This is a genomic window from Streptomyces sp. NPDC054841, assembly GCF_053611045.1.
The window spans coordinates 1-10,863 of record NZ_JBSGZO010000299.1 but is presented as its reverse complement, the minus strand read 5'-3'; the positions used below and the strand labels follow the sequence as shown (position 1 = coordinate 10,863).

Annotated in this window: 11 protein-coding genes; 2 read left to right on the top strand and 9 right to left on the bottom strand. The window is 70.0% G+C overall.

Translation table 11 applies throughout. From position 1 onward, the window contains the following. Nucleotides 1–33: 33 nt before the first annotated feature. From ACWGI8_RS30295 to ACWGI8_RS30265, 7 genes are all read right to left on the bottom strand, one after another. Complete coding sequence (locus ACWGI8_RS30295; protein WP_453665715.1) at nucleotides 34–366, bottom strand: TcmI family type II polyketide cyclase; 333 nt, start codon at nucleotides 364–366, stop codon at nucleotides 34–36. 34 nt (nucleotides 367–400) lie between these two features. Next, nucleotides 401–880, bottom strand: a complete 480-nt coding sequence (locus ACWGI8_RS30290; RefSeq protein ID WP_453665714.1) for an SRPBCC family protein — start codon at nucleotides 878–880, stop codon at nucleotides 401–403. 1 nt (nucleotide 881) lies between these two features. Continuing rightward, on the bottom strand, nucleotides 882–1,148 hold the full coding sequence (locus ACWGI8_RS30285) for an acyl carrier protein (RefSeq protein WP_453665712.1): 267 nt from the start codon (nucleotides 1,146–1,148) through the stop codon (nucleotides 882–884). A 17-nt stretch (nucleotides 1,149–1,165) separates the two neighbouring features. Beyond that, nucleotides 1,166–2,416 (bottom strand): ketosynthase chain-length factor, encoded by a 1,251-nt coding sequence (locus ACWGI8_RS30280; protein WP_453665710.1) that lies wholly within the window; start codon nucleotides 2,414–2,416, stop codon nucleotides 1,166–1,168. After that, entirely contained in the window at nucleotides 2,413–3,681 is a 1,269-nt protein-coding gene (locus ACWGI8_RS30275) for a beta-ketoacyl-[acyl-carrier-protein] synthase family protein (RefSeq protein ID WP_453665708.1), read from the bottom strand. The genes ACWGI8_RS30280 and ACWGI8_RS30275 overlap by 4 nt, the downstream gene beginning before the upstream one ends. After that, complete coding sequence (locus ACWGI8_RS30270) at nucleotides 3,678–4,118, bottom strand: cupin domain-containing protein (RefSeq protein WP_453665706.1); 441 nt, start codon at nucleotides 4,116–4,118, stop codon at nucleotides 3,678–3,680. Before ACWGI8_RS30270 ends, ACWGI8_RS30275 begins: the two co-directional genes overlap by 4 nt. A gap of 134 nt (nucleotides 4,119–4,252) precedes the next feature. Further along, a complete protein-coding gene (locus ACWGI8_RS30265) occupies nucleotides 4,253–5,374 on the bottom strand; it encodes a SchA/CurD-like domain-containing protein (protein ID WP_453665719.1) in 1,122 nt (373 codons plus the stop codon). A 262-nt stretch (nucleotides 5,375–5,636) separates the two neighbouring features. On the opposite strand from ACWGI8_RS30265, the gene ACWGI8_RS30260 reads away from it, so the two are divergent. Further along, on the top strand, nucleotides 5,637–7,271 hold the full coding sequence (locus tag ACWGI8_RS30260) for an FAD-dependent monooxygenase (protein ID WP_453665704.1): 1,635 nt from the start codon (nucleotides 5,637–5,639) through the stop codon (nucleotides 7,269–7,271). Between the two features lie 63 nt (nucleotides 7,272–7,334). On the opposite strand, the gene ACWGI8_RS30255 is transcribed toward ACWGI8_RS30260, so the two are convergent. After that, nucleotides 7,335–7,838 (bottom strand): metallophosphoesterase family protein, encoded by a 504-nt coding sequence (locus tag ACWGI8_RS30255; RefSeq protein ID WP_453665703.1) that lies wholly within the window; start codon nucleotides 7,836–7,838, stop codon nucleotides 7,335–7,337. A gap of 370 nt (nucleotides 7,839–8,208) precedes the next feature. Continuing rightward, nucleotides 8,209–9,234, bottom strand: coding sequence for a LacI family DNA-binding transcriptional regulator (locus ACWGI8_RS30250; protein ID WP_453665717.1), 1,026 nt, complete (start codon nucleotides 9,232–9,234; stop codon nucleotides 8,209–8,211). A 319-nt stretch (nucleotides 9,235–9,553) separates the two neighbouring features. Between ACWGI8_RS30250 and ACWGI8_RS30245 the strand changes: the two genes are divergently transcribed. Continuing rightward, complete coding sequence (locus tag ACWGI8_RS30245) at nucleotides 9,554–10,843, top strand: ABC transporter substrate-binding protein (RefSeq protein WP_453665701.1); 1,290 nt, start codon at nucleotides 9,554–9,556, stop codon at nucleotides 10,841–10,843. Nucleotides 10,844–10,863 lie beyond the last annotated feature (20 nt).

Sequence of the window (10,863 nt, the reverse complement as noted above, 5' to 3'; positions counted from 1 at the left end):
TCCGTACGCGGAGCCGGCGACGTGGCGTGGGCGTCACACCCTGGCGTCACGCTCCCAGCGGTAGAACTCGTGGGCCATGGCGTCCTTCGGGCTTCGCCAGGTCTGCGGGTCGTACGCGCTGACATAGGCGGAGAGCTGCTCGCTGATGTCCCGGAAGGCCGGGTGGTCCGCCACCTTGGCGACCGCCGGTCCCGGCGGCCGGTCGGCTTCGATCAGATGGAGATAGACATCGCCGAACTGGAAGAGGCTGCGCCGGGTGACCCCGACGAGGTCCGGCAGTTCGCCCCGGTCGGAGGCCTCGAACACCTTGGCGATGTCGGCGGCCGAGTCCGGTGCCATACGAGCGACGATCAGAGCCTGGTGCATCAGGGAGAATCCCTTCTGTCGGTGTCGGTCGGTGTCACTCGGAGGTGACCGGGACGGCCTCGCGCTCGCGGGCGCGCTGCTCGATCTTGTCCCTGATGAGCTCCATCTGGACGCGGGAGTTCCGGTTGATGTTGTCGGTCATCCAGTCGTCGTCGACCGGGGCGTCCGGCTTCATCGCGAAGTCCTGCGTCCAGTGCATCAGCACACCTTGGGGTGTCTGCGTGTACTCCCAGCGGATGTCCATGTGCTGGAAGGGGCCGGTCTCGACGCGGCGGGCACGGACCGTCAGCGCCATCCGGTCGGTCTCGCGCTCCGACACCCAGCTCCAGACCTTGCCGTTCTCGTCGGGATGCATGGTGAGCCGGAACGTCGTCTTGTTGTTCCTGCGGTCCATGATCTCGACGGATGCGTACTCGCTGAACAGCTGGGGCCAGTTCTCGATGTCGTTGGTCACGTCCCAGACGAGGTCGAGGGGCGCGTCGATGGTGATCTTGTTCTCGGTGTGCCCGGACACTTCAGGCTCCTGCCATGAGGGAATTGTTGACGAGGTCGAGGAACTCACGCGGGGTCTTGCAGCGGTCCGCGTCGGGGGGCAGAGCCTGGCCGTAGCGGTTCTCCAGCTCGCCCACGATGCCCAGCAGGCCGAGCGAGTCGAGGCCGTACTCGTCGAACCGTGCTTCGGGCCGGCCGCCCATCTCGACGGGGTCGACGGTGATTCCGGCGCCCTTCTTCATCAGAGCGGCCAGCTCTTCGATGGTCAGTTTGGTGATTTGCGTCGTCATGAGAGAGTCCTCACTTCTCACTCGGGGGTGTCGGCGCCGTGCCGCAGCACGAGCGCCGCGTTCGAACCCATGAGTCCTCGGCTCAGCACCAGGGCCGTGCGCAACTCGGCGGGGCGGGCCCTGCCGGTCACCACTTCCAGGTCGTGGCACACGTCGGAGACATTGGGCGTGGGCGGTACGAGACCGTCCTGCATGGCGAGGACGGCGGCGGCCGTGTCCAGCACGGGCGCTCCGCAGTAGGCCCGGCCCGTGCCGCTCTTGGGGGCCGTCACCGGCACACGCAGACCGTGCGGGCCCAGAGCGTCGGCGATCGCCAGCGCCTCGGCCCGGTCGGCCTCCGGGATGCCGAGCGCGTCCGCGAAGACCACGTCGATCTCGTCAGGGGCACAGGCGGCGTCCGTCAGAGCACCACGGATCGCGTGGGCCAGCCCCTCGCGGGACTCCTCCCAGCGGGAGGCCCCGGTGAACGTCGCCGCGTGTCCGGCCACGACGGCCCGGACGGCGACGCCACGGCGGCGGGCCGCCGACTCCTCCTCGACGACGAGCATGGCGCCGCCCTCCGCGGGCACGAAACCGCACGCGCCCGGGGTGAACGGCCGGTAGGCGCGCTCCGGTTCCTCGCATGCGCTCAGTTCCCGGTAGCCGAGCTGGCACACGAGCGAGTACGGCGCCAGTGGCGCTTCGGCCGCGCCGATGACGACGGCGTCGGTGCCCCGCTCGATCGCCCGGGCGGCATGCGCGAGGGCGTCGAGTCCGCCCGCCTCGTCGCTGGCCACGACACCGCAGGGGCCCTTGAACCCGCCGCGGATCGAGATCTGTCCGGTGCTCGCCGCGTAGAACCAGGCGATGGACTGGTACGGACCGACATAGCGGGAACCCTGGCCCCACAGCCGCTGCAGCTCACGCTGGCCGAACTCACCGCCACCGGAACCGGCGGCGGTGACCACTCCCACCGCGAACGGAGAGTCGCTGTAGTCGCCGGTGGCTATCCGCGCGTCGGACAGCGCCATGTCGGCAGCCGCCATGGCGAAGTGCGTGAACCGGTCGGTCTGGACGAGGTAGCGCTCCTCGACCAGCGATTCGGGATCGAAGCCGCGCACTTCGCCGGCGACACGGACCGGCAGATGTTCGCAGCCTTCACGCGTGACATGGTCGAGGACGCTGACGCCCTCGCGTGTGGACTTCCAGAAGGCGTCGGTGCCGACCCCGTTGGGGGCGATGACGCCGATTCCGGTGACGGCCGGACGCCGGTCCTGCCGAGGACTCATCGTCTCCTCCCTCCTGGCCGGGTGAGGACCACGGCGGACTGGAATCCGCCGAAGCCACTGCCGACCGAGAGCACGTTGCGCAGCTTGAGGGCGCGCGCGGTGCGTGGCACATAGTCGAGATCGCACTCGGGGTCGGGGGTCTCGTAGTTCGCCGTGGGCGGCACCACCTGGTTGGCCAGCGCCAGCACACAGGCGACGATCTCTATCGCCCCGATGGCCCCGAGCGAGTGCCCCACCATGGATTTGATGGAACTCATCGGAACCTCGTAGGCGTGCGTTCCGAGCGACTGCTTCACCGCGGCGGTCTCGTGCCGGTCGTTCTGCTGCGTACCCGAGCCGTGCGCGTTGACGTAGTCGATGTCCGACGCGTCGATACGGGCATGGCCGATCGCGCTGCCGATCGCGCGGGCCATTTCCAGGCCCTCCCGGGTGAGACCGGTCATGTGGTACGCGTTGCCGAACGTGGCGTAGCCACTGATCTCGCAGTACACCGTCGCGCCGCGGGCACGCGCGTGTTCGAGCTCTTCCAGGACGAGCACGGCGCCGCCTTCACCCATGACGAATCCGTCCCGGTGGGCGTCGAAGGGGCGGGAGGCATGGGCCGGGTCGTCGTTGTTCGCGGAGGTCGCCTTGATCGCGTCGAAGCAGGCCACCGTGATGGGGGATATCGGCGAGTCCGACGCGCCCGCGATGCAGACGTCGACCCTGCCCTCCTCTATGGCGTGGAAGGCGTAGCCGATCGCGTCGAGACCCGAGGTGCATCCCGTGGAGACGGTCTGCACCGGGCCGTGGGCGCCGACCTGCTCGGCGACCTCGGAGGCGAGGGCACTGGGCGAGAAAGCGCGGTGCAGATGCGGCTCCGCCTCGCTGTGGTCCACGTCCCAGCGCCGGCCCGAACTGCTGACCTTGACGTAGTCGTGCTCCAGACGGGTGGTTCCGCCCACCGCGGTGCCCAGGGACACCCCCATCCGCCACGGGTCCTCCCGCTCCGGGTCGAGCGCAGCGTCCCGCAGCGCTTCCCGCGCAGCGACCATGGCGAACTGCACGTACCGGTCGGCACGCTGGATCGCCTCCGGGCCGAGGCCGTGGGCCGTCGGATCGAAGTCGCACTCGGCGGCGATCCGCGAACGGAACCCGGTCGGGTCGAAGAGAGTGATGCCACGCGTCGCCGTGCGGCCGTTGGCCAGGAGGTCCCAGAACGCCGGTATGCCGACACCTCCTGGCGCCACTATGCCGACGCCGGTGACCGCTACCCGCCGGGTCATGAAGCCGTCCCGGTGCGTTCGGGCGGACGGTGCTGTCCGACGCTCTCCATGCCAGGTGTCTCCTCGGTGTCGACATGGCCGAGCTCCGGACGCGGGGCCAGCGGACCCAGGTGGAAGACCATCCGGGCTTCCGTGCTGCCCACGTTGCGGAACCGGTGCCGCACGTAAGGCGGGATCAGCAGCCCCTGGTCCGGCCGGATCGGGAACGTCTCGTCGTCCAGGTCGACTTCGAGTTCGCCACTGACGACGTACACGAACTCCTCGGAGTACGGGTGGTAGTGCTCGCCGATGCGGTCGCCGGGCTCCACGATCGCCAGGCCCATGAAGCCGCTCGTGGCACCCACGGCGGTGGGTGTGAGCATGGCGCGCAAATCGCCTCCGCGCCTGCGATTGGGCTGGGTCTCGCTCAGGTCGACGATGCGATGCGGTGTGGTCATGACTACTTCCTCCATGGCCGGATGGCGTGGTGCCGGCGGTTCGGTTTGTGCGCGGTGCGGTGTGCGTGTGGTGCGGTGTGCGCGCACCGCACCGCCTGGCGCCGGACGGACGGTGCGGGCCCGGCAGCCGTGGTTCAGGGGGCCCGGCGGTCGGTGATCAGGCGCATGTCGGCCTTCTTGAGGAAGAGCGCCATGTCCTCGTCCGTGGCCGACGTGCTGCCGCCGACCGCGTCGTCGTCCAGGAGCCGAGCCAGCATGGCCGCCTTGCGCTGGCCGTGCGCGCCGAGTGCCAGCAGCGGGTCCGCGTCGATGTCGCCGCGCACATCGACCAGCCGTACGACGATGTCGTCGCGCTGGAAGATGGTGCTGCTGTCGACAGGCGCCGACGGGTCGTCCGCCGCCGCCTCGTCCTGCTGCGCGAGCAGCCGGGCGAGCGCCATGCCGCAGCCCGGCTTGGCCGGGTAGAACAGCGCGTGCCGCTTGACGTCCGGGTGCCCCTTGCCGGCGGTCGCGAGATGGTGCACCGCCGGAAGCGCCGCCCGGGTGAAGAAGACCCGTGCCGAGTCCTGGTCGTTGAGATCCCGGTCCTGCTCCAGGTACGGGTTGATGGCTTCCTCGACCGCCCTGACCTCGGGCTGCCGGGCGACGTGGCGCAGTGCGGCGAACAGGTCGCCCTGCACCTCGACAGCCCGTACGACCCGGTTCCCGTGCATGAACAGCGAGGTACGCCGCAGCCGGGTGTGCTCGTCGACCTTCGCCGCCGGCGAGTCGTATCCCGCGAGGATCTCCGCCACGACCGACTCGCTGCCGGGCTTGACGGTGAAGGTCAGGGCGTGTCGTACGACGCCGTCACCCACCCGCGGGAAGGGCTGCAGGCCACCACCGATCTGCGCGGCCTCGACGGAGGTGTGGAGCTTGCCCGTCTCGCGCAGGACGCTGAAGCGCAGCGACCGGGTGTCCCGTACGCAGTTGTGCAGGGGCCGGACCGTCTCCACATGCTCCTCGCTGTTCACCCAGTCGAGGAACGGGGGCGCACTTTCCCATTCGCTGGTGATCAGCCACTGCGAGGGGTTCTCGATGGACTGGCACAGCTGGTCGCTGATGTGGCCCGGTACCGACGCCACCTGGTTGCGCATGTGCTCGTACGCCTTGAGGAAGTTCTGCTGTGCGCCGTCGTGGAGGTCCAGCAGCAGTACGACGCGCAGCCTGGAGCCATCGAAGGCCGACTGAGATATGCGTTCGCTCAGCGTTGTCATGATTTCCACGCCTCTCCTTCGAGACAGTGAGGCCGCCGCGTGCTGTGGCACGGCCGGCTCTCGGGGATTCCGAGTGCGAGTTCCGACAGGTACGGACGGCCGTGCACCGCTGAGACGATGCGGCGGTCCGGCTTCGATCCTGTGCCGGTACCACGGGTGGCGCGAGATGTGTGAACCAGGTGGGTGAACGGGCGATCGAGGCCCTCCCGCAAGGGCATGGAAACTCCATTCCCCGTACTGGCGGCTGGAGCTGGAGCAACTGATGGAAGACAACGTCGACGAGCGCGTACCGGTCCTGATCGTGGGCGGCTCCCTGGTGGGCCTTTCCACATCGCTGTTTCTGGGCCGTATCGGCGTCGGGCACATGCTGGTCGAGAGACACGCGGGCACTTCGAGGCATCCGCGCGGCCGCGGCAACAATGTGCGGACGATGGAGCTGTTCCGGGTGGCCGGTGCCGAGCAGCACATCCACGACGCCGCATCCGTCCTCGCGAAGAACCACGGCATCCTCCAGGCGCCGTCGCTCATCGGCGACGACGAATGGCTGTTCAAGGAGATCGACCCCGGAGGCGGGCTCGCCCGGTTCAGCCCTTCCTCGTGGTGCGTGTGCAGTCAGAACGACCTGGAACCGGTGCTGCTGGACTGCGCCCGCAAGCTCGGGGGCGACCTGCGGTACTCCACCGAGCTGCTCTCCTTCGAGCAGGACCCGCACGGAGTCACCGCGGTCGTGCAGAGCCGCGAGACGGGCAGGCGCAGCACGGTGCGCGCGGACTACCTGGTCGCCGCCGACGGGCCCCGCAGCCCCGTCCGGGAGCAGCTCGGCATCGGCAGGACGGGCCAGGGCGACCTGTTCCACAACGTGAGCATCACCTTCCGCTCACGTGCGCTCGCCGATGTCGTCGGTGACCGGCGCTTCATCGTCTGCTACCTCACCGACCCCGAGGCGGACGGTGCTCTGCTGCCGGTGGACAACGTGGAGAACTGGGTCTTCCACGCACCCTGGCAGCCCGACCGCGGGGAGACGCTGGACGACTTCACCGACGAACGCTGCATCGCACACATCCGCAGGGCGACCGGTGCCCTCGACATCGACGTCGAGATCACCGGCAAGGCCCCGTGGCACGCGGCGGAACGCGTCGCCGAGCGGTACGGGGCGGGAAGGGTCTTCCTCGCCGGGGACTCCGCCCACGAGATGTCCCCGACCGGCGCGTTCGGCTCGAACACCGGAATCCAGGACGCGCACAACCTCGCCTGGAAGCTCGCCCTGGTCCTGGACGGCTCGGCCGGCCCCGGACTGCTGGAGACGTACGACGCGGAGCGCCGCCCGGTGGCCCGGGCCACCAGCGCGCGCGCCTCGGCCCGGTCGGCGGAGCACAGCCACCCGGGGTACGACCCCGCTCCGGGCATGGCCGGCGGCAGGCAGAGCGGGATGCTCACCGTCGCCATGGGCTACCGCTATCCGCGCGGTGCCGTCCTCGGCGCCGACCCCGAGCTGGCCGTCGTACCCGAACGGATGCAGCTCTCGGGCGAGCCCGGCAGCCGCGCCCCGCACATGTGGCTGAACCGGCCCGGCGACATGCGGCTGTCCACGCTGGACCTCTACGAGCGGTCCTTCGTGCTCCTGACCGGATCGGGCGGCGCGGCCTGGCACAAGGCGGCAGCACGTGTCGCCGAGCGGCTGTCGATCACGCTGGACGCCTACCGCATCGGTGCGGGACCGGCCGCCGATCTGGTACCCGAAGCGGGCGCCGACTGGGCCGAGCTGCACGGCACGACGGCCGCGGGCGCGGTGCTCGTACGCCCGGACGGCTTCGTGGCCTGGCGCTCGGCGGACGCCGTGTCCGACCCGGAGGCGACCCTGTTCGAGGCCATGCAGGCGCTGCTGCACCGTTCCTGACGGTTCGCTCCGCCGGTGCCTCCGCCCGGGGGCGCCGGCGGGAGCCGCCGAGCCTGTATGCCGTCAGCTCCGGGGCGGCAGCCGGTGCAGACGCACCTGCGTCAGCTCCCCGTGCGCGGCCACGGCGGTCATGTAGGTGCAGTACGGCTGCCGCCGCCGGTCCGTCGGCGACCCCGGGTTGAGCAGCCGCAGACCGCCCTGAGCGGTGGTGTCCCACGGGATGTGACTGTGCCCGAAGACGAGCACGTCCAGATCGGGGAAGCGCTCGGCGCACCGCCGCTCACGGCCCTGCGCGGCACCCGTCTCATGGACGACGCCGAAGCGCAGCCCGCCGAGTTCCGCGCGCGCCACTTCGGGCAGCCGGGCCCGCAGCTCGGGGCCGTCGTTGTTGCCGAACACGGCGACGAGACGCCGTGCCCGCGCTTCGAGCAGATCGAGGGTGGCCGAATCCACCCAGTCGCCCGCGTGGACCACCACATCGGCCCGCCCGGTCTCCGCTAGGAGCTCATCGGGCAGCTGCCGGGCACGCCTGGGCACATGGGTGTCGGACATCAGCAACAGCCGCACCGGCCACCTCCCGCTTCGCGCCACCGGCCGGGGCCTTCGCCATCGGGCTCGTACGGGTGTCCGGGCCCGGTACGCAGGTGGCGCAGGAGGACGACCCGTTGCCGGAGGTCCGGGTCTGCGCGGTCCGCAGGCCGATCCTGGCGTCAGACGCCCGGAGCATGTGCCAGTCGATCTCGCGATGCGGTCCCTCGACGAACCCGTCGAGGGACACCGACATCAACAGGGCGATCCTTCTCCTCGCGGTCCTCGCCGAAGTCTTCGGGGTCCGGGGTCCGAGACCCGCCGGGCGCCGGTCACGGCCGAGACGATACGCCCGCGTTCACGCCCGCGCACCGGGCAGGACCGGCGTGTCCGCATCCGGGACGTCGTGTCACGCCCCGCCCGCGCCCCCGGAGCGTGCGCGCCCGATGCTGTCCCGCTCGATCAGCTCCGGCAGCGGCACCTGGACCGTGCGGGCCGGTCCGCCGTCGAGCAGCGCCGTGAGCTCGCGCGCCGCGCCGCGCCCGAAGGAGACCGTGTCCCGGGACAGCGCCGCGAGCCAGGGCCGCACCAGCCGGCACAGGGCCGAGTCCTCCCAGGCCACGATCGAGACATCGTCCGGCACCGCGTAGCCGAGTCCGGTCGCGGCCGCGATCCCGGCCACGGCCATCACATCGTTGTCGTACACCAGGGCGGTCGGCGGCGTATCGCCCTCCAGCACACGGCGCGTGACAGCCGCGCCCTCCGCGTCGGAGTAGTCGGTGGTGACCGAGCGGGCCCCGGTCAGCCCGAGGCGCTCGGCCTCGGCGCGCAGCGAACGGATGCGCCGCTCGGTGTGGGCGAGGCCCGGGAGCCCCGCGATGTGCACGATCCGGCGGTGGCCGAGCGCGTGCAGCCGGCCGACGATCGAGGCCATCGCGCCGGCGTCGTCCGCCCACACGGTGGACATCCCCGGGTGGCCCTCCTCCGGGGCACCGCCGATCACGACGCCGGGCAGCCCGAGCTCGTCGAGCAGCGCCGGGCGCGGGTCCTCGGTACGCGGGTCGACCAGCAGCACGCCGTCCACCCGGTGCTCCGCCCACCAGCGGCGGTAGACCGCACACTCGGCGTCCACATCGTCCACGACCTGGAAGAGCAGACCGAGCTGACGCTCCGAGAGCACCTCCTGGATGCCCGAGATCAGCTGGAGGAAGAACGAGTCGACGCCGAGCGTCCCGGCGGGCCTCGCCACCACCAGCCCCACGGTCGCGGCGCCTTCCCCGGACAGCGCGCGGGCCGCCGTGCTGGGCCGCCAGCCCAGCTGTTCGGCCACCCGGCGCACCCGGTCCCGGGTGACCTCCGAGACCCCCGGCCGGTCGTTGAGCGCGAACGACACCGCGCTCTCCGAGACGCCGGCCCGGCGGGCGATGTCCTTCATCGTCGGCCGACGCGCCGGAGCCCGCCTGGCCTGCGGCTGTTCCTTGCCGGACCGGGGGTTCCCTGCCACCCGTGCCCCTTTCCCCGACGTCCGTGCACTAATGCGCTTGAGCTCAAGACTCTAAAGCGCATTAGTCGATCACGCAAGCGGTCTCGTAGGAGGCTCTGACCTGCGGAGACTTCGCGAGGAATGAATTACCTCCAACCGATCCATTGACTTTCTCCACGACCGCAATGCAGGGTCTGCTGGCAGCATCCACCGACGCCATGCGTGCGGATGCCGCCGTCACGCCCGGGTCGAGCAAAGGAGCCGTTTCACCGTGCGTATCTCCCGCAGACATGTCGCCGCTGCCGCCGTCCTCGCCGCCGTTCTGCCGCTCAGCGCCTGTGGCGCCGGGTCAGGGGACGGAGGGGCGACGGACGCGTCCGGCAAGATCGAAGGAAAGATCACCTTCCAGACCTGGAACCTGCAGGCCAACTTCAAGCCGTACTTCACGGGGCTCATCGCGGAGTTCGAGAAGAAGTACCCCGGCACCGAGGTGAAGTGGGTGGACCAGCCCGGCGAGGGCTACGCCGACAAGATCAGTGCCGACGCCGCGGGGGGCACGCTCCCGGACGTCGTGAACGTCTCCCCCGACCTGGTCGCCCCGCTGGCCAAGGCCGGTCTGGCGCTCGACCTCGACCAGGCGGCCGCGACGTACAAGAAGGAGTACCTGCCGGGCGCCTGGTCGGGCCATCGGATCCCGGGCCTGAACGGCACGTACGCCTTCCCCTGGTACCTCAACACCGGCCCGCTCTTCTACAACAAGCGGCTCTTCAAGGAAGCCGGTCTCGACGCCGAGAAGCCCCCGAAGACGTACGACGAACTCTTCGCCCAGTCGCTGCAGCTGGCCGAGAAGAGCAAGGGCGAGATCGCCACCCTGGCCAACGTCCCCGCCATCGAGGACTTCGGCCGCTACGGCGTGAAGCTGATGAACGACGAGGGCACCGGTTTCACCTTCAACGAGCCGAAGGGCGTCGAACTCCTCACCAAGTACAAGGAGCTGTACGACGCCAAGGCGCTCGACCCGCAGGCGCTGACCGCGACCCCGGAGTCGTCGGGCAAGAAGTTCCTCACCCAGGCCGTGGCGATGAACCCGGGCTCCGCCCTGGACCTCGCGAAGTTCAAGAAGGACGCCCCGACGCTCTACAAGAACATCGGGATCACCCCGCAGATCAGCAGCACCGGCAAGGACAACATGTACGTCATGGGCGTGATGGTGAACGCCCAGAGCAAGCAGAAGCCCGCCGCCGTCGCCTTCGCGCACTTCGTCACCGACGCGCGGCACCAGATGGAGTTCGCCAAGCAGGTCGCCATCTTCCCGAGCACCGCGGGCTCCCTCGACGACCCGTACTTCACCAAGGAGGACGGCACCGACGAGACGCGTGTGCGGATCGCGGCCGCCAAGTCCCTGAAGACCGCGGTCAATTACACGCCGGTGCTGATGAGCGAGCAGATGAAGACCGAGCTGCGCAACTCCGTCGCCAAGGCGCTCCAGGGCAAGGAGAGCCCCAAGGAAGCGCTTGACAACGCTGTCAAGGCGTGGGACAGACTGCTGAAGCAGAGCTGAGACCCGCATCTGCCATGAAC